This window comes from Chitinophaga sp. (genome assembly GCF_039596455.1).
Lineage (GTDB): Bacteria > Bacteroidota > Bacteroidia > Chitinophagales > Chitinophagaceae > Chitinophaga.
Window position 1 is genome coordinate 146,973 of the sequence record NZ_JBCNJR010000010.1, and the last position, 20,060, is coordinate 167,032.

Annotated in this window: 14 protein-coding genes and 1 other RNA gene; 9 read left to right on the plus strand and 6 right to left on the minus strand. The window is 53.8% G+C overall.

What is annotated here, in order from left to right:
* Position 1: 1 nt before the first annotated feature.
* Positions 2-1,360 (minus strand): pyridoxal-phosphate dependent enzyme, encoded by a 1,359-nt coding sequence (locus ABDW36_RS23895; protein ID WP_343704458.1) that lies wholly within the window; start codon positions 1,358-1,360, stop codon positions 2-4.
* 63 nt (positions 1,361-1,423) lie between these two features.
* On the opposite strand from ABDW36_RS23895, the gene bioD reads away from it, so the two are divergent.
* From bioD to rnpB, 9 genes are all read left to right on the plus strand, one after another.
* A complete protein-coding gene (gene bioD / locus ABDW36_RS23900) occupies positions 1,424-2,065 on the plus strand; it encodes a dethiobiotin synthase (protein WP_343704459.1) in 642 nt (213 codons plus the stop codon).
* Positions 2,062-2,646, plus strand: coding sequence for a 5-formyltetrahydrofolate cyclo-ligase (locus ABDW36_RS23905; RefSeq protein ID WP_343704460.1), 585 nt, complete (start codon positions 2,062-2,064; stop codon positions 2,644-2,646). The genes bioD and ABDW36_RS23905 overlap by 4 nt, the downstream gene beginning before the upstream one ends.
* 18 nt (positions 2,647-2,664) lie before the next feature.
* On the plus strand, positions 2,665-3,738 hold the full coding sequence (gene lpxK / locus ABDW36_RS23910) for a tetraacyldisaccharide 4'-kinase (RefSeq protein ID WP_343704461.1): 1,074 nt from the start codon (positions 2,665-2,667) through the stop codon (positions 3,736-3,738).
* Positions 3,739-3,748: 10 nt separating this feature from the next.
* Positions 3,749-5,821: a ribonuclease R gene (gene rnr, locus ABDW36_RS23915; RefSeq protein ID WP_343704462.1), complete on the plus strand. Its 2,073-nt coding sequence runs from the start codon at positions 3,749-3,751 to the stop codon at positions 5,819-5,821.
* Positions 5,822-5,837: 16 nt separating this feature from the next.
* Entirely contained in the window at positions 5,838-6,809 is a 972-nt protein-coding gene (locus ABDW36_RS23920) for a polyprenyl synthetase family protein (protein ID WP_343704463.1), read from the plus strand.
* Between the two features lie 48 nt (positions 6,810-6,857).
* Positions 6,858-8,540 (plus strand): amino acid permease, encoded by a 1,683-nt coding sequence (locus ABDW36_RS23925; RefSeq protein ID WP_343704464.1) that lies wholly within the window; start codon positions 6,858-6,860, stop codon positions 8,538-8,540.
* Between the two features lie 85 nt (positions 8,541-8,625).
* Positions 8,626-9,078, plus strand: a complete 453-nt coding sequence (locus ABDW36_RS23930; protein WP_343704465.1) for a DoxX family protein — start codon at positions 8,626-8,628, stop codon at positions 9,076-9,078.
* A gap of 35 nt (positions 9,079-9,113) precedes the next feature.
* Positions 9,114-10,130, plus strand: coding sequence for a Smr/MutS family protein (locus tag ABDW36_RS23935; RefSeq protein WP_343704466.1), 1,017 nt, complete (start codon positions 9,114-9,116; stop codon positions 10,128-10,130).
* A 24-nt stretch (positions 10,131-10,154) separates the two neighbouring features.
* An RNA gene (gene rnpB, locus ABDW36_RS23940) (RNase P RNA component class A) lies at positions 10,155-10,524 on the plus strand.
* Between the two features lie 109 nt (positions 10,525-10,633).
* Here the strand turns inward: rnpB and ABDW36_RS23945 are convergent.
* The 5 genes from ABDW36_RS23945 to ABDW36_RS23965 all read right to left on the minus strand — a co-directional run bounded on the left by ABDW36_RS23945 (position 10,634) and on the right by ABDW36_RS23965 (position 20,047).
* On the minus strand, positions 10,634-11,344 hold the full coding sequence (locus tag ABDW36_RS23945; RefSeq protein ID WP_343704467.1) for a DUF4998 domain-containing protein: 711 nt from the start codon (positions 11,342-11,344) through the stop codon (positions 10,634-10,636).
* 8 nt (positions 11,345-11,352) lie between these two features.
* Complete coding sequence (locus tag ABDW36_RS23950) at positions 11,353-12,570, minus strand: DUF4959 domain-containing protein (protein ID WP_343704468.1); 1,218 nt, start codon at positions 12,568-12,570, stop codon at positions 11,353-11,355.
* Between the two features lie 26 nt (positions 12,571-12,596).
* Positions 12,597-14,522, minus strand: a complete 1,926-nt coding sequence (locus ABDW36_RS23955) for a RagB/SusD family nutrient uptake outer membrane protein (protein ID WP_343704469.1) — start codon at positions 14,520-14,522, stop codon at positions 12,597-12,599.
* A gap of 11 nt (positions 14,523-14,533) precedes the next feature.
* The gene (locus ABDW36_RS23960; RefSeq protein WP_343704470.1) at positions 14,534-17,803 is read right to left on the minus strand and encodes a TonB-dependent receptor; all 3,270 of its coding nucleotides are present in this window, start codon (positions 17,801-17,803) and stop codon (positions 14,534-14,536) included.
* A gap of 549 nt (positions 17,804-18,352) precedes the next feature.
* Entirely contained in the window at positions 18,353-20,047 is a 1,695-nt protein-coding gene (locus tag ABDW36_RS23965) for a S8 family peptidase (protein ID WP_343704471.1), read from the minus strand.
* Between the last annotated feature and the right edge of the window lie 13 nt (positions 20,048-20,060).

Consider the following 20,060-nt stretch of genomic DNA (forward strand, 5'->3'; position numbering starts at 1 on the left):
GTCAACTGCCGAGTGCCTGAATAATGTCGTACTTGGTAACGATGTGATAGTTGCCGCTTTCATCGTGCGTGAGCACGGCGCCGTTTTCCTTGTTGATGTAAACGGAGAGCTTTTCAATGGGCGTTTCCATGCCCACTACGGGAAAGGCTTTGTGCATCACGGTGTCTACCGCGGCCTCTTTCAGGTCAGGCTGGTCTATCAGCTTGCTGAACAGGCCGCCTTCGGAAATGGCGCCAATGAACTGCCCGTCACTGATCACGGGCAGGTGCTCAATGTCGAACTTTTTCATTTTGGCAATGGCCCCGCTTACTTTCTCGTCTGGCGGAATAGTGACCAGCGGCAGGTTGCGGCGGGAGTTTACAATGTCTTTCACCGTTTTTACGTCCAGGAAGCCGCGCTCCATCATCCACTGGTCGTTATACACCTTGCCCACGTAGCGGCTGCCATGGTCGTGGAACACCACCACCACCACATCTTCGGGCTTCAGGCGGTTTTTCAGCTGTACCAGGCCCGCAATGGCGGAACCGGCGGAGTAACCTATAAAAATGCCTTCTTCCTTGGCAATGCGGCGGGCCATCACGGCGCCGGCCTTATCGGTCACTTTCTCGAAATGGTCTATCACGCTCATGTCGTAATTCTGCGGTACAAAGTCTTCACCAATGCCTTCGGTGATGTAGGGGAATACTTCGTTCATGTCCAGCTCGCCGGTGTCGAAGAATTTTTTGAGCAGGGAGCCGTAGCTGTCTATGGCCCACACCTGTATGTTGGGGTTCTTTTCTTTGAGGTACTTGCCGGTGCCGGTAATAGTGCCGCCCGTGCCGGTGGCCACTACCAGGTGGGTGATCTTGCCTTCCGTCTGCTCCCATATTTCCGGGCCGGTCTGCTCGTAATGCGCATCGCGGTTGGCCAGGTTGTCATACTGGTTCACATAAAAGGAGTTGGGAATTTCCTGGGCCAGCCGGCGGGATACGGAGTAATAAGACTTCGGATCGTCTGGCAATACATTGGTAGGGCATACGATGACTTCCGCGCCAACGGCCTTGAGAATGTCTACCTTTTCTTTGGACTGTTTGTCTGTAGTAGTGAAAATACACTTGTAGCCTTTGATAACGGCTGCCAGGGCCAGGCCCATGCCGGTATTGCCGGAGGTGCCTTCAATGATGGTACCTCCGGGTTTGAGATAACCTTTCTTTTCGGCCTCTTCCACCATTTTCAGCGCCATGCGGTCTTTGATGGAGTTGCCGGGGTTAAAGAATTCCACTTTGGCCAGCACGGTACAGGGCAATTCGGCGGTTACGCGGTGCAGCTTCACCAGAGGCGTATCTCCGATGGTTTCCAGTATATTTTCACAGTACTTCATAATCTTGATGCTTGGTGAACGAAATTAAGGTAATTGGGCGAATGATGGTTTATATTTGCTGCTATGAACAACATCTTCATCACCGGTATAGGTACCGGCGTAGGCAAAACAGTGGCTTCGGCCTGTGTGGCCGAAGCTTTGGGCGCGCAATACTGGAAGCCGGTACAGGCGGGCCTGCAGGATACAACGGATACGCAAACCGTGCGTGCATTGCTGAGCAACCCTTCCCTGGTACGGGATGAACTGTACAGGTTGCGCATGCCGGCCTCTCCGCACCTGGCCGCGAGGCGGGAAGGCATCACCATTTTCGAGAACAAGATAGTGGAACAGGCGCGCAAGCTGCAGCAGCCGGGCCAGCCCCTCATTATTGAAGGCGCGGGCGGGCTGATGGTGCCGCTGAACGGGGAAGTGTTTATGCTTGACCTCATCAAGGCGCTGGAAGCCAAAGTGATCATTGTAGCGCAAAACTACCTGGGCAGCATCAACCACTGCCTGCTCACGGCCATGGCCCTCAAACAGGCGGAAGTGCCGGTAGTGGGGTGGATCTTTAACGGAGACCATCACAGCAATGAAGATGATGTGGTGGAATGGAGCCATTACCCCCGCATCACCCGTATTCCCCGCGCGCGCAAGCTGAACAGGGATTTTGTGCAGCTGCAGGCGGAGCTGATGGGGCCGTTGCTGAAACAACTGCTGGCGGCATGACGTTCACGAAAAAGGATATACGAAAGTCCTATCTTGCACGGCGGCTGGCCCTGCCGGCGGAAGAAGCGGCGCGCCTCAACGAAGCGCTGCTGCTGAACTGCAGGGAGGTACACCTGGGCAGTCCGGGTTTTATTCACCTGTTTCTGCCCATTACGGCCAAAAAGGAGGTAGATACTTACCCGCTGGCCGCCTGGCTGCGGGAGCAGTACCCCGGCGTGCAGCTGGTGCTGTCCCGCTCTTACCTGGCCACCGGCAACATGCAGCATTTCCGATGGGATGAGCAAACGAGGCTGGTGCAGAACGCTTACGGCATCCCGGAGCCGGATAGCGGCCGCATTGTGGCGCCGAAAGAAATAGACGTGGTGTTCGTGCCCATGCTGGCGTTTGACAAGGTGGGCCACCGCGTAGGGTACGGCAAGGGCATGTACGATGAATTTCTGCAGCAGTGCCGGGAAGATGTGAAGGCCGTGGGCCTCAGCCTGTTCCCGCCGCTGCCCGAACTGATAGAAGACGCTTACGAAGGAGACGTGCCGATGGACATTGTGGTCACTCCCCAGCAGGTGTATTATTTCCAGGATTAACAAAAAACAGCAAACCAGGTGTGGCAATATCTGAATTATCTTTTATACCCTTTTTCCCTCTTGTACGGCCTTGTATTGTGGATACGGAACCGCCTGTATGACAACGGCGTGCTCACGTCTGTAGAATTTGACCTGCCCGTAATAGCCGTAGGCAACCTCTCTGTAGGCGGCACCGGCAAAACCCCGCATGTGGAATACCTTATCCGCCTGCTGAAAGAGCATTACAAGACGGCCACCCTCAGCCGCGGCTACAACCGTAATACCAAAGGTTTCTTCATTGCCGGGCCCCAGAGCACGGCGGCAGACATCGGGGACGAGCCCATGCAGTTCCACCGCAAGTTCCCCGAAATTACCGTATGCGTAGGGGAGGAAAGGATGCTGGCCGTGCCCCAGCTGCTGGGAGAGCAGCCGGATACGGCCGTTATTCTGCTGGACGATGCTTTCCAGCACCGCTCCATCAAGCCGGGGCTGAACCTGATGGTAACAGACTACAGCCGCCTGTTCACCCGTGACCATGTGGTGCCCTTCGGCCGGCTGCGGGAAGGCAGAAAAGGTTACCACCGGGCCAATGCCATCATTGTATCCAAATGCCCGCCCATGCTGTCTGTACAGGAAAAAGAGGCCATTATGCGGGAAATAGCGCCGCTGCCGCACCAGCGTGTATTCTTTACCACCCTGCAATACGGCACGCCGTACCCGCTGCTGGCCGGCGGCCCGCAGCAGCTGCCGGAACAGGCGGCCATACTGGTGGCCTGCGGCATTGCCCGCCCGGAGCCGATGGTACAGCATTTGCTGCAAAAGCATTCAAATGTGCACCTGCTGGCCTTCCCGGACCATTACTACTATGCCCGGAAAGACCTGGACAAGATGAAGCTGGAGCTGGAACAGCTGGACGGGGCGCAAAAAGTGATACTCACCACGGAAAAAGACGCCGTTCGCCTGCGGCTGCTGGAAGACCAGCTGCAGGCCATGCAGCTGCCGGTAATGGTGCTGCCCGTGGAAGTAAGCTTCCTGTTCGAAGCGGCCGGTTCATTTAATAGTTATATTTTTGACTATGTAGCGGAAGCTATTGCAGCGGGTGCCGAACCCTAAAATCATATCAATGACAAAAAAGAAAAAACCGAAGAAAGACAGCAGCCAGAAAAAGACATATAAAGGTATTGTGGACGTAACCCGCTCCGGTATGGCGTTTGTGGCCGTTGAAGGCCTCAGCAGCGACATACTGGTGAAACAGAAAAACCTCAACACGGCGCTGGACGGTGATGAAGTACTGGTAGACGTGATCCGCCAGGGCAGGAGCGTGGGCCGCATGGAGGGATTTGTGACAGACGTGCTGAAGCGCCGCAAAACCGAATTTACCGGCACCATCCAGCTGAACAAGACCTTCGCCTTCCTGGTGCCTGAAAAAGGCGACTTTGTGCCGGATATCTACATCCCCGAAAATTCCCTCAAAGACGCAAAAGACGGAGACAAAGCCGTGGTGCGCATTGTAGCCTGGGGAGAAAAAACACGCAAACCCGTAGGCGAAATAGTGGAAATACTGGATGCCAGCGATACGAATGACCTGGCCATGAAAGAAATACTGGTGGAAAGCGGCTTCCCCCTGCAGTTCCCGGATGAAGTGCTGGAAGAGCTGGCCACCATTGAAGAAGACATCTCCAAAGAGGAAATTGCCCAGCGCAAAGACTTCCGGAAAATACTCACTTTCACGATAGACCCGGTAGACGCCAAAGATTTTGACGACGCCCTGTCTATCCGCAAGCTGAAGAACGGCCTCTATGAAATAGGGGTGCACATTGCAGATGTGAGCCAGTACGTACAGCCCGGCTCCGCGCTTGACAAGGAGGCAGACCGCCGCGCTACCTCCGTGTACCTGCCGGACAGGGTGCTGCCCATGCTGCCGGAAAAGATCTCCAACGAGCTGTGCTCCCTGCGCCCGCATGAAGACAAGCTCACGTTCTCCGCCGTGTTCCAGATGGATGAAAAGGCCGTGGTAAAACAGTTCTGGCTGGGCCGTACCGTGATCCATTCCGCCCACCGCTTCACCTATGAAGAGGTGCAGGACATTATTGAGACCGGGGAAGGGCCGTACGACGGGGAAGTGCTGCTGCTGAACAACCTGGCGCAAACCATGCGCAAAAAACGCTTCAAGGAAGGTGCCATCAATTTCTCCTCCCAGGAAGTACGCTTCCGGCTGGACGAGCACGGCAAACCCATAGGCGTGATAGTGAAAGAAAGCAAGGAAGCGCACCAGCTGATAGAAGAATTTATGCTGCTGGCCAACCGCACGGTAGCGGAATATGTCAGCAAACAGAAGGTGAATAAACAACCCGTGCCTTTCCCGTACCGCGTGCACGATACGCCCGATGAGGAAAAGATGCACGTATTTGCCGTGTTTGCCGCCAAATTCGGTTACAAGTTCGATGTGAACACGCCGGAAAGCATTGCCGCCTCTTTCAATAAAATGCTGCAGCTGGTACAGGGCAAGCCTGAGCAGCACGTGCTGGAAACCCTAGGCATCCGTACCATGGCCAAAGCGGTGTACACCACGGAAAACATTGGCCACTACGGGCTGGGCTTCATGCATTACTGCCATTTCACATCGCCCATCCGCCGCTATCCTGACGTGCTGGTACACCGTATACTGGCGCAGGTGCTGGCGGGCGTGGTGAAGCCTGACAAGCTGCTGGAAAAACGCTGCAAACACTCCTCCGAGATGGAAAGAAAGGCCATGGACGCGGAACGCGCCGGCAACAAATACAAGCAGGTAGAATACATGCAGCAGTTCATTGGGGATACCTTTGCCGGCGTGGTAAGCGGCGTGGCGCATTTCGGCTTCTGGGTGGAAACGGTAGATACCAAGTGTGAAGGCCTGGTGAGCATCCACAATATGACTGAAGAGTTCAGGCATTCCGAATCAGACTATGCCTTGATAGGCCAGCAAACGGGCCGTAAAATACGTATTGGCGACAAGGTGATCATCCGCGTGGTGGCCGCCAACCTGGCCAAACGGCAGCTGGACTATGACCTGGTGGAAGACCTGGATACCGGCGCCGCCGCGGGACCAGCCACTGCCCGGCGTAAACCGAAAGCCGCTTCAAAGAGAGGCAGCAAGCCCGCTGCCGGCAGCCGCATCAAAGGAGACAAATCAAAAGGGAAGAAGAAAAAGAAGTAAAACATAAGCCGCAATCATGCATTCATTTAAAGAGTTACTGGAAAAATTCGAACAGCAATTTGGAAAAAGACAATTCCCGGAACATCCTGCCAACTTGTATGACCCGGCACAATACATCCTGGGCATAGGCGGCAAAAGGGTACGCCCGGTATTATGCCTGCTGGGCAACGAGCTGTTTGACGAGCTGCTCCCGGACGCCTACTATGCGGCCAACGCCATCGAGTTGTTTCACAACTTCACGCTCATTCATGATGATATAATGGACAAGGCCCCGCTGCGCCGGGGCATGGCCACCGTACATACCAAGTACAGCGACGCGGCCGCCATACTGGCGGGTGATGTGATGCTGATACACTGCTACGATTACCTGAACAAGATCAACGCCAAAACCCGGCAGAAGCTTACCAACGTGTTCAACAAGGCGGCCCGGGAAGTGTGCGAAGGCCAGCAGCTGGATATGGACATGGAGCAGATGCAACCGGAGCAGGTGAATTATGCGGACTATGTGAACATGATTGCCCTCAAAACCTCCGTGCTGCTGGCCGCCAGCCTGCAGATGGGCGCCATCATAGGCGGCGGCAGCGAAGGCAACCAGCAACACCTGTACGAGTTCGGCAAGAATGTGGGCATTGCCTTCCAGATACAGGACGATTACCTGGATGCCTTCGGAGACCCGGAGAAGTTCGGGAAACAGCAGGGGGGAGACATCCTGATCAATAAAAAGACCTTCCTGCTGCTGAAAGCGCTGGAGCTTTGCAACCCGGCGCAGAAGGAGCACCTGCACCGGCTGATGAGCACCAACCCGGCCAACAAGGTGGAAGAAGTGCTCCAGGTGTTTCATGACTGCCGGGTAGATGCCTGGGCGGAAAAGGAAAAGGAACGGTTCTGCGATACCGCTTTTGAGCACCTGGACGCAATTGCCGTGCTTTCCACGCGTAAAACACCGCTGAAAGACCTGGCAGATTTTCTGCTCACGCGGCAGCATTGATAGCTGAGAAGTCTTATATTTAAATCTATATCAACCTCTTCTTACAACATGTCTAAATCGCTTTTCAGGAAAAAACCGCTGGCCGCTATACTGAAAGATGCGCAGGAAGGCGCGTCTGACGCGCATGGCGCTTCCGGGCTGAGAAAAGTGCTGAACGTGCGTGACCTCACGCTCATGGGGGTGGCGGCCGTTATTGGCGCGGGCATTTTTTCCACCATTGGCCAGGCAGCCTACAACGGCGGCCCCGGCGTTATTTTCCTGTTCGTTCTCACCGCCATTACCTGCGGCTTTACCGCCCTGTGCTATGCTGAGTTTGCCTCGCGCGTGCCAGTGGCCGGCAGCGCCTATACCTACTCCTACGTTACCTTTGGCGAACTGGCGGCCTGGATCATTGGCTGGGCGCTGATACTGGAATATTCCATCGGCAACATCGTGGTGGCTATTTCGTGGAGCAGCTATTTCAATAACGTGCTGGAAGGCATGAACATTCATCTGCCCGCCTGGCTCACTACGGATTACGATACGGCAAAAGCGGCCTACCAGGCGGCTGTGAACAACAACGCCGCGGTAGATACGCTCGCGTTCACCACTGCGCCCATCCTGGGCAGCTGGAAGGTGATCATGAACATTCCCGCCTTCCTGATCGTAGTGCTCATTACCATTGTTGCCTATATAGGCATCAGGGAAAGCAAGCGCAGCGCCAACTTCATGGTGGGGCTGAAAATTGTGGTGCTGCTGGTGGTGATACTGATCGGCGTTTTTTACATCAATACGGATAACTGGACGCCTTTTATGCCCAATAAATTCGAGGGCGTGCTGAAAGGCGTGTCTTCCGTGTTCTTTGCCTACATCGGGTTTGACGCCATTTCCACTACGGCGGAAGAAAGCGCCAACCCCCAGCGGGATATGCCGCGCGCCATGATCTATTCCCTTATTATCTGCACGGTGATTTATGTGGTGGTTACCCTCGTGATCACCGGCATGGTGAACTATGCGGAATTCAACCACGTGTCTGACCCATTGGCTTATGTGTTTGACAAGCTGAACATGGAGAAGATAGGGTACGTGATCTCTATCAGCGCCGTGGTAGCGGCCACCAGCGTTATACTGGTGTTCCAGATAGGGCAGCCCCGCATCTGGATGAGCATGAGCCGTGACGGGCTGCTGCCGAAGCGCTTTGCCAAAGTGCATCCCAAATTCCATACGCCCGGTTTCTCTACCGTAGTAACCGGTTTTATTGTGGCCATCCCGTCCCTGTTCGTAGAGAGCGGTATTGTAACAGACCTGACCAGCATAGGCACCCTCTTTGCGTTTGTGCTGGTATGCGGCGGCGTGCTGCTGCTGCCCAAAGCGGAGCCGGGCACCAAAAAGTTCAACCTGCCCTATATCAACGGGCGCTTCATCATACCCGCGCTGCTGGTGCTGTTCTGCTTCTTTTTCAAGGGCAAAACGGCAGATGCCTTTGCCAATATGCAGGCGGCCTTTGTGTCTGTAGACAACCTGCAGCATGAGTACATCCTCTACCTGATATTCCTGCTGCTGGCCGTGGCCATCACGCTGGTTACCATTGTCAAAAAGCTGTCTCTCATCCCTGTGCTGGGCATGCTCTGCTGCCTGTACCTGATGATTGAGATACCGGTAAAGAGCTGGGTGGTATTCTTCTGCTGGATGGCGGGGGGCTTGCTGGTGTATTTCCTCTACGGTTACTGGAAGAGCAAACTGGCCAAATAACTGAACGCCCCGCTGCCCGGGGCGTTTTCATTTAATATTCGTAACTTTAATACACTTGCTCTTTGATAATCTAAAAACTTCTGTTATGAACCTCGTGAATCGAATAGAACGCTGGGGTGACATGCATCATCCCAAATGGATAGACGGCCTGAGAATCTTGCTGGGCCTCATCCTGATCTGGAAAGGTGTGCAATTCATCAACAACATTGACCTGCTGAAAGCGCAGATCGATGAGCACCCCTTCCTGACGGTTGTATCTTTTGGCCTGGCTCATATCGTTGTTTTCGCCCACCTGGTAGGCGGCCTGTTCATTGCGCTGGGCCTGCTCACCCGTGTAGGCGTTATCGCCAACCTGCCCATTCTCCTCGGGGCGGTCTTTTTCGTCAACTCTTCCACCAATCTTTTTGCCGTGCACTCGGAAATGATACTTTCCCTGGTAGTGCTGTTCCTGCTTTGTTTCTTCCTGGTGGAAGGCAGCGGCCCCATCTCGGTAGACGAGTACATGCGGCGGCACCCTGAAAAAGTTCCGGAAAGCTGATTTTTTTAACCGGCGGCATACTAATTTTGCCTGCTATGAAATATACAGTAGGCGACCGTATCCTGATGCTCCACTCCAAGGAGGAAGGAACGGTGGTAGACATTATTAACGACAAGATGGTGATGGTGGAAGTGGGCGGCACCAGCTTCCCTGTGTATCTTGATCAGATAGACTTTCCCTATTTTCACCGTTTTACGCAGAAAAAGGCGCCTTTACCGCCCAAAAGAACGCCGGGTGAGGAAATACGCCGGGAAAAGCCTTCGGGGGCGCAAAAGCCCGAAAAAGGCATGTTCCTGACCATGCTGCCCGTTTTTGAGTCTGACGGGTATGACGATGTGGTGACCACCCTCAAATTCCACCTCCTGAACGAAACCAACCGGGTATACGCATTTCACTTCGAAATATGGCTGAACAATTCGCTGTTCCTCGAAATAAAGCAGGATATTCACCCTTTCCAGCATACTTACCTGGCAGACCTGGATTTTGACCAGCTGAATGACAACCCGCGGCTGGAGTTCACTTTTTCACCCAAAGGGGGAGACCTCAGCCTGGCGGCCACCTACCGGAAAACCTGGAAGGTGAAGGCCAAACAGCTGTTCCAGCAGCTGGCGGAACTGCAGCAGAAACAGCAGGCCACCATCAACTACACGCTTTTTGAAAAATACCCGCTCCGCGCGGAGACAGATGCCTACGGCTTCAGCCCGGCGGAGATGAAAAAGCTCAGCACGCTTACGTCTGTACAATCAGTGAAAGACACCACGCCCGTTACCGCGCGGCTGGAGGTAGACCTGCATATAGAAAAGCTGACAGACGACTGGAAGGGCCTGAGCAACCTGGAAATGCTGGCCATCCAGCTCAACGAGTTCCAGCATCATCTTGACCTGGCCATTTCACAGCGCCAGCACAAGCTGATAGTGATCCACGGCATCGGTACGGGCAAGCTGCGCGATGAGGTGCACGAAATATTGAAAAGCACGCCTGAGGTGAAGTTTTTCGTGAACCAGTATCATCCTTTCTACGGCTACGGGGCCACAGAAATTTATTTTAAGTAACTTTGCATTTCCGGCAAAACCACCTGGTACAGCGGTGCTATCGATTGCCCACGGCTTGCCGCGGGCGGTAGGAAAGTCCGGACAGCGAAGGGCAACGCACCACCTAACGGGTGGGGCTCCCCGTTAAAAGGGAGTACAGACAGTGCCACAGAAAATAACCACCCCTCCGGGGGAAAGGGTGAAAATGTGGGGTAAGAGCCCACGGTACGGCCGGGCAACCGGTAGTACGGGTAAACCTTGCGTGCTGAAATGCCATGTAAACGGTCGTTTGAGGGCTGCCCGCCCGAGACCGAGGGTAGGCAGATACAGGCGCCCAGCAATGGGCGTCGCAGATAAATGATAGCGGGTTGTTGCAAAACAACTACAGAATCCGGCTTATACACTGTACCAGGTGGTTTTGCCGGATTTTTTCATGGCTGACCCCTGAAAAAACAGATGGCCCTGCCGCATTTCCGCTGTTACGCGTGGTGCGGCAGGGCCATCCGGTTGTTATCAATTGTTCCTTACTTCAATACCAGCGTATCGCTGTAGGTAACCCTGAAGGTATCTATAGCGCGGTGTACCGGTACGTAGGATGTACGGACGGCTATTTTGGTGCCGGCCTTCACCATATCCAGGAAAATGGAATCGCTTTTGGCCGCCACATCTGCGGTATGCACCTGGTTGTCTGTACCCGTGTAGGTAAGCTGCGTGCCTGCGTTCAGGATAGTGTCCGCTGCGGCAAAAAACAGCTTGTAGGTGTCTGCGTCTTCCGCCTTGGGAGGCCGGTTGGCATCCAGCTGGCGGTTCACCAGGGAAGACACATACAGCGGCCCGAAGATGCGCACGCCTGAAAGAGACTGGCCAATGGACCGGTTGCCCTTGTCATCCAGCGTATAGAGCACAAAGTTCTGCACGTATTCCCCCAGGCCAGATATCAGGGTGCTGACAGAGTCAAGCGTATTGCGATTGGAGGCGTCCAGCGTAACGGAGTCTGTCTTGTTGTTCCAGTAGATCACATATTTCGTAATACTGGGATCGGGGCTGGGATGCCACTGCAGCTTGATGCGCAGGTTTCCCTGGAAGGCCTTAAAATGGCTGACAGGGCCGGGGTAAATGATCTCTTCATTGTTCAGCAGCTCCCGGTATTTGGTGATCTCCTTGGAGCAGCCCATGAACAGGCAGCCGGTTAGCAGCAGCACAATGGCCGTTGGTATGATATATTTATTTTTCATGCGGACAATCAGTTTGTGTTTCCAAAAATTGTGATTTCCATAGCGTGGGCAAACGTGGCGCCTGACCAGGATTCTGTGACGGCCAGCCTGATGAACCTTGTTCTGGGCGCGGTAAACGGAATGTTAAACTCCATGCCGCGGTTGAACACGGATCTGTCTGTAGCGGTGGGGGCGGTGGGAGGCGCGCCGGAGGGAGGGGGCGCCCAGTTGTAATTGCCCATGTTCACCCAGTCTCCCACCACGGCGCCTTCTTCCGCAAAGGGCGGCAGCACGGCGTCTGCAGGCGCGGGTTTATCAGAGCCCCAGATGGCGAAGACTTTTGGGTTGCCATGCGCAAATTCATAACCAGACCTGCCAACCAGCACAAAGCGGCTGAGCTTGGCGGATACACCCAGACCAAAGGTGCAGGTGATGGGCAACGGCATGTTTTCCTGCACCGTATGCCAGCCGCTGCCGTTGTTATTGTCCCACAGCCTGGGAACCACCCAGCCGAAGCCTACTTTCGTATCGCTGGGCAGGGCATTGTTGAAGAACTTGCTCTTGTCCAGCTGCTCTTCGAACAAGGGCGCGATGGTTTTGTACAGGGTATCTGAATTATTGCCCCACTGGTCTGTGATATACACCGCAAACTGCTTGGGCAGCGTGTCAAAACCACGGGTAGAAAAACTCATGTGCTCAAAATCACTGAACTCCTGCTCGTAAATCGAATACTGGTCTGCCCCGTCCGGTTTGTAGAGCAGCACAGCGCCTATGGGTTTTTTATTGCGGTTGTCCGTTTGCACGTTGATACCGCCGAAATCTGATTGCATCTGTATGGTTTTGGCCACCACCCGGTACACGGGGGTATCAGGGTGCACCTTCACCGTTACCGGGTCAGATTCTACGTTGGCGCGGGTTACCGTAGTGAGCGTTACTTCATACTCCTTGGTTTCCGCAAAACCTTCTACCGTAATACTGTCACTATAATAGCTGGATTTGGTCTGCCGTTTTTTACCGGTCTTGTCGTCTATCACATAATCAGCCTTCACGTACAGGATATTGCCTGATTTGGGCAGGGAATACGTGATATACGAGCCGCCGTTGAAGTTGGCTACCTTGATGTTGCTGATCACGCCGGGCTTCGTACCGTCTTCCGAAACGGGATCATTGAAGTCTAATACTTTGCTGCAGGCCAGGTGAAGACACATACAGGCGGCCAGCAACAGGTAGATATATTGATTGCGCATAAAGTTCTTGTTTGATGATTTAACCATTACCAATACAGTGTTTGAACCAGGTTGGGGTTTTGAGACAGCGCTGCGTCAGACAGCGGCCAGAAGTAGTCACGCACCGTCATGGCCGGTATGAACAGGGTTTGCAAGGTGTAGAAGTTGGCGTTGGTTTTCTGGAATATGCTCCAGCCCTGTACAGGCGTAGCCAGCACGGTGAGCATTTCTTTCCAGCGCCGGAGGTCCCAGCCTGCTTTTGCTTCAAAACACAGTTCTATGCGGCGCTCCCGGTGAATGATCTCGCGCAGGCCTTCTTTGGTGGATGGTTTGTTAGGCTGCGTGCTGTATTGCGCCCAGGACGTCACTACGCCTTCCAGGCCGGCCCTTGCGCGTACGCGGTCTATATAATCATACACTTCCGGGCTGGGGCCGCTGGCTTCGTTGAGGCATTCCGCATACAGCAGGTAGAGGTCTGCCAGGCGCATGCGGGGCAGGCGGAAGGCTTCCTGCTGCACGCCGTCGTTAAATACAGTGAGGTAGCTTACCAGTTTCTTGGGCCAGATGGCCAGCATGTTGATACGCACACGGTCTTTGGGGCCTGCCTTTGAATCGGGACCTTTGGCTTCTATATAGAGCGGGTTGTTCTGGTCCGTAACGCCGTTGCCGTACCATACGCCGCCGTCAAAACCGATGTTGGCGTAGTAGCGCACTTCGCGGTTGAAGTTGTTCTTGATGGTGGTGTAGCCTGATTTGATATAGTACCTGCTGGCATTGGTGCCTGCCTGCAGGTTGTAGCGGCCGGCGTAATCCCAGGTTTTGTCTTCGTTGATGGGTACGCCCTTGTCTGTATAGAACAGGTCTGTGGTGAACATGGGCACGGTGAAGCTGCCGGCAGCAGCGGTAGAGTTCTGCACGGCCGTGGTGGTGAGCCTGGGTATGCAGAAATTCTGGTACCCGAAGCTGCCGTTCTGCCCCCAGATCACTTCCGCATTAAAATCCCATTTTTCTGTTACGGCATTCTGGATGGTCAGTACCTTCCGCAGGGAATCTACCAGGTTGGGGAGGTTGGCGGGCTGTATGAAAGTGTAGAGCTTCAGGTTCAGCTCAGTTGCCTCATCAATGGCCGCTTTGCAGGCGGCCGCGGCTTTCTGCCATTTGGAGGGGTCTGCGGTGGCGGGGAAGAGCGCTTCGCCGTCTTTGTTCTTGAACGAAGCGTAATCAGGGTTGCCGTTGAAGAGCGGGCTGGCTTGCGTGGCCAGTATTTCCGCCTTTACGGAAAGGGCTATTAACCGGGTAATTCTGCCCAGTTCCTGCTGAATGTTGCCGATGATCACGGGCAGGTCAGGCGCCGCTTCATCCATCAGCTGTACGGCGTAGTTAAATACGGAATCTACCGGCGCCCGCTTTACCCTTATTTCTTCTATAGGCGCGGTGATGCTCTGGTTTTCCCGGTAAATGGGCACGGGGCCGTACATCCTGGCCAGGTAGTAGTGATAGTACCCTTTCAGGAATTTGATTTCCGCTATCCACCGGGCCTTTTCTTCCGCGGCGAGGTCTATCGGCTTGTCTATGTTCTCCAACATAATGTTGCAGCGGCGGATGGCCTGGAAAATGGAGAGGCCGTTGCTGGTACCGTCCCAATAGTTCAGCACCGGGTTGGAAATGTTCTGCGTGGTACCGCGGATGAGCTGGAAACCGATGTCATTGACAGGCCTTTCAGACAGGTCGTTCGGATACACAATTTCCCCGGAGGTGGTGAAGCCGGGATCGTAGATCACGTTGCTCATGCCCTGGAGTGTATTGTAGCAGGTGAACAGGTACTTTTCCGCTTCATTGCGGTTGCGGAAAGCATAGTCTATAGTGCCCACATTTTCAGGCGTAACATCCAGGTATTTTTGGCAGCCCTCACCGGAGATGCCCAGCAGGCAGAGCGCAAAAATGTATAAAGGTTTATATTTTCTCAGTTTCATATAGCCGCGGTTTATAAGTTAACGTTGATACCAAGGTTGTAGGCTCTCTGCAGGGGGTAGTTGAAGCCGTTGCCGCCCAGTTCAGGGTCCCACAGGTCAAACTTGGTGATGTTGAACAGGTTCATGCCGTTGACGTAAATGCGGCAGTATTTCATGTGCAGCCTGCCAATGATGCTTTGAGGCAGGGAGTAGCCTATTTCGGCGGTCTTCAGCCGCAAAAAGCTGCCGTCTCTCAGCCACCAGGTGCTTGGTTGCAGGTTGTTTTCGATAGACTGCGCGCTGACGCCCATGCGAGGGTAAAGCGCATACAGGTTTTGGTTCTCTTCAGACCAGTGGTTGTCTGCAAAAGCCTGCAGCATCTGTGACTGGCTTTGTACCTGCGGGGAGGGGGGAATAACGAACGGGCTCACAGAGCGGGGATCTACAAAGAAAGATACCCTTGACTGCCCCTGGAAGCGGGCGTTCAGCTCCAGGCCTTTGTAGTTAACAGAAAAGCCGAAACCGTACATCACCTGCGGCGTGGTGGGCAGGCCTATGGGGGCCATGTCTGCCACAGTGATGCGCCCGTCCCCGTTCAGATCACGATACTTGATGTCTCCACCTCTCACCCGGTTGCTGGCGTTGCCAAACTGCTGGGGAGGAGAGGCACCTACTTCCTTGTCATCTACAAACAGCCTTTCCGCAATGTAGCCGAATTGCTGATTGAGCATAGTACCGGAGCGGTAACGCCAGGGTTCTGCATACTCCGGTTCTTCATAGGTGCCGTAGGTGCCTTTGGAGTAGGTGAAGTTAGACATGAATTGCACCCGCAGGTTGCGGTTCACGTCATAGTTGTAGTTAGCCGTAAGGTCGAGGCCTTCTACTTTCACGGTGCCTACGTTCGTAAAAATATTTGCTTCCAAACCCATGCTTGAAGGAATGGGCCTTCCCATCAGGATGTTGCGGCGGTCTTGCGTGAAATATTCCGCAATGAAATCCAGCCCTTTGAACGCCGTAATTTCCAGGCCGGTATTCATGATTTTGGCGGTTTCCCACGTTACTTCACGGTTCTCGTAGTTGTTGATCTGTACACCGGGACGACCGTAGGAGTTGGTGATGCCGAATGAAGCACCATTCGGTGCATCGAGGTTTACGTTAGACAGGTAGAAGAAACGTTGTTTACCAATGTCGTCATTGCCGCTCAGGCCATAGCTGGCGCGCAGCTTGAGGGAATTGATCACGCGGGCCAGGTTGTCTCCCCAGAACTTCTCACGTGAAATGATCCACGAAGCGCCAAAGGTGGGGAAGAAACCGAAGCGGTGATTTTCGGAAAAACGTTCTGACCCGTTGTAACCGAAGTTAAACTCCGCGAAATATTTGCTGCGGAAGTTGTAACCCAGCCGTCCTGCCAGGTTCAGGTTGCGGTAGGGCAGGGAATATTGCAGGCTGGGCTGCCTGGTGTCAGGGTCTACTCCATTGGCAACCAGCCGCTGTTCACGGAAGCCTATGAGTGATGCGTCCAGGGAATGGTCTCCAAGTTGTTTGTTATACGCCAGCTGTGCCTGGAAGCGCAGGTACGTGTTGGCGTCTTTGAAGCCCGGTGTGTAGATAAGATATTCCGTGGCATTGCCGCTGTTGCCGGAGCCGGGGCCACCCTGGAACACCCCGTTGGGCTGAAAATTGAGCCAGGTGAGTGTGTAGATATTCCTGGCGCGGTTATAGTCTCCCGGTAATACATTGTAGTAAAACGGGTTGTATGCCATGGTATTATCGAAGTAAGAGTAGCGGTTGGTGTTGAAGAAGCCGAGGAATTTCAGGCCGGGAGTAATAAAATCCAGCTCCTGGTTCAGCTCCACGGTGGCAGACATGCGTGATTCAGAAAAACGCTGGTAACCGCGGAGCATCTGCGCATAAGGGTTAGGGTATCCCACGCCGCCGGCAGTGCTGCCAATTGCGCTGGAGTTGCCGAACAGGATGTGCTGCGTAAGCCGGTTGGCGGAATCAGGCGCATAATACGCGGGAAACAGTACCGGGCTGGTATGCATAGCCACGCTGTACAGGTCTGAGGAGAAAGACGCGTTGTTGGTGATGGGGCCGTTGTAATCATTGAAGTTGCCCCAGAGCCGCAGCACCAGTTCTGTTGTTTTGGTGAGGTTCACGTTCACGTTTGAACGCAGCTGGTAGTTCTTGAAATTGACGTTGTTGTTGAAGTTATTGGCCACGTTCCTTTTCAGCATGCCATTGTCGTTGCTGAAAGAGCCGGATACCATAAAGCGGGCTATGTCTCCGCCGCCGTTCACGCTAACGTTTGCACGCTGGGTGTTGGAAGATTTTTTGAACAGCATGTCCAGCCAGTCTACCGCAGGGTATACATAGGGATTGCTGCCCGGCGCACCCTTCAGCGTCTGTTCCGTATTGTATATCTTGTCTTGCGAGAACATGGGCGGCGTAAGCGGGTCTCTGCCGGTGCCGGCCTGGTTGTACAGCTTCATGTACGTTACAGGGTCTGCCAGCTTGATGGTTTGCGTGGGCGTTGAGATGGCGTTCTCAAGTATTACGTTCAGGCTTGTTTTACCGGCCTTGCCTTCCTTGGTGGTGACCAGTATTACGCCGTTGGCGCCCCTGGCGCCGTAGAGAGCGGTGGCGCTGGCGTCTTTGAGAATGGAGAAGCTGGCAATGTCATTCACCTGCAGGCGGGCCAGATCGTTAACGGTCAGCTCTACGTTATCTATCAGGATGAGCGGGTTTTGCCGGTACCCAAAGGTGGTAACGCCGCGTATAAAGAAGTTGGAATTGTCCAGCCCCGGCTGCCCGCTTTGCTGGAAGCCGATTACGCCGGCCACTTGCCCGGCCAGGGCATTGGTGAGGTTGCTGCCCGCCGTTCTCAGGTCATCTGCCTTGATGGTGGCCACAGAACCTACCACGGCTTCCTTGATCTGTTTCTTGCCGAAGGCGGTGACCACAAAATCCTGCAGCAGGGTTTCGGCTGAGCGCATTGTAATGTTCAGCACCCTGTTTTGCGCGGTCACCCTTACGGAATCTCCGTGGTAACCTACAAACTTGAAGGCCAGTATGGCGCCGGAGCTGACGTCCAGCACAAACTTGCCGTTTACGTCCGTGGCCGTTCCGGACTTGGTGCCGGTAATCATCACGCTCACACCCGGAAGGGGCGTGCCGGCGGTGTCTGTTACCGTGCCGATCACTGCAATTTTCTCCTGCGCGTAGGAAGACCGTGTGCAGATCAAACAGAGAAAAGAGAGCATGAAGTGGATTGCAAAGCCTGGGAGTAGCTTCTTCATCATAGCGTAAGTGTTAGAATTAAGAAATGAGGATAAAAGTGTATTGAACGTGGTTGAAATCTGTTGTGGCTACATTAAAATTTGACGTGGTTAAAAAAAAGCAAACAACTCCCCGGAGCGCGGCAGCGCTCAATAGTTCCTCCCTGTACGGATATATATATGAATTTGGTTGATCGGCTGCCAGGCCGGCCTCAGTTTCAACATGGCACAAGACTATTCCGCGCTAACACACGCCGGAAGCCTGCAGCCTAAGTTCATGAAAAAAAAAAAGATGACGATTTTTTAAACGATGTCGATTTTAGTTATCAGTTTTCCAGAAGACGATCTGTCCCGGTTATCAGTTATGTATCAGTTATCAGTCTATCTTACAAACAATCGGTTGTACGTAACAACCTTTAAACCAAAATAATTCAATTCCCGGGAAGAAAAAACAAAATCGGCCGTATGGATAAAAAAGTACCAGCAATAGAGAGTATCCTATAAAAATACCAAAGAAAAAGCCGCTGCAGCACAATAGTGCCGCAGCGGCTTTTTTGTTTATTGGAAAACGGCTCAGTCTTTATTGACCGGCTGCATTTTCGATCTTTCTTTTTCTTTTTTCCTGTTCTCTTTGGCATTCTCGCCTTTTGTTTTGGCCGCCAGTTTAATGGCTTCATAGGCGTTTACGAGGCCGCCTGACCTGGACAGTTCCGAAAAACTGATTGTCTCGTCTTGCGTGCCGGGTTTGTTCACCGTATTGTCTGGCAGGGGAGTGGCCGTTTTTTCAATGATGGCTTTCAGCTGCCTTGCGCTCAGGTCTGGATAGTAGGAAAGTATCATGGCTGCCAGGCCGGCTACTACGGGAGAGGCCATGCTGGTGCCGCTGGCGCTCTGGTATTTGTTGCCGCCGGGCGCTGCGGAATAGATCTGCACGCCGGGGGCAAATACGTCTACCTCTTTTTTGCCGTAGTTCGAGAAAACCGCCACTTTGCTGCCGGTGCGGCCATTGCCGATGGCGCCCACGGTAATCATGTTATCAGCTTCCGTGCCGTCTTCAAAAGTATCTTTCGGGTAGTTCTCGGTTTCATCATTATTGGCGCCGTCGTTACCTGCGGCGTGTACCAGCAGCACGCCTTTGGACTGGGCGTAGCGGATGGCGTCATCTACCCAGGGTTTCTGGGGAGAGAAGCCCTTGCCGAAGCTCATGTTGATGATCTGCGCGCCGTTGTCTACCGCATAGCGGATACCCAGGGCTACGTCTTTATCCCTTTCATCACCCTCCGGCACCACTTTTACGGCCATGATGCGCACGTTGTCCGCCACACCGTCCATACCAAGGTTGTTGCCGCGGATGGCGCCTATAATACCTGCTACGTGCGTGCCGTGAAAGGCAAACTGGCCGGTAACGTCGTTGTTGCCGTAGTATTTGTCATTAATATCATTGAGGTCGTCCCCTACAATAGTGTTGCGTTTGTCTTTCGGCTCGCCGCCGGTGCTTTCGGCTTTTCTTTTCAGCTCTTTCACGTATTGCGCCAGGTCTTCTTTCAGGTTCTGGTACGTCATGCTTTCGTCTCCGGCGCTGCCCAGGAGGCGCAGGGCAAAGCTGCGTGCCAGCATCACGTCCTGGTCAGCACTGCGCAGGGTATCCAGCTGCTGCCTGGTGAAGTCTTGCGTTTTCAGGTGCTCTGCCAGCACGGCTTCGCAGCGGAGCAGGTTTTCCTGCACCTTCTGCATGGTTTTGTAATCTGTTTTGGCCTGGTGGGAAGGTTTCTGGGCGCGGTCTTTCAGCCGGTTCCAGTAGTTGTGCTCCTTGGTGCCGGGCTGCAGCGCGGAATCAGGGTTGCTGTAGAGCTTGAGGTAACGGTAATACTCGCGGGTAGCCTCATCAGAGTCTTCCTTCACAGAGCTGCCGTCTTTGGCGCCCAGGAAGTTCCAGCCGTAAACGTCATCTACGTAACCGTTACCGTCATCGTCAATATTATTGCCCGGTATTTCTTTGGGGTTGCGCCATAAAACGGCTTTCAGGTCTTCGTGGGTGGTGTCGATCCCGGAATCCAGCACGGCCACTATCACGGTTTTGCTTTCTTTGCCTTTCAGCAGCTCCCTGTACGCTTTTTCGGCCCCGATCCCGTATACGCTATCCGTTGCATAATCCAGTAATTGCCAGTTTTTCGGAACAGCGGGCCTGGTTTGCTGGCCAAAGCCCTGTGCAGACATCAACAATATGACACTTGCTACCATTGCCAGCACTCTGCAGATAGATCTCATTTTATTCAATTTT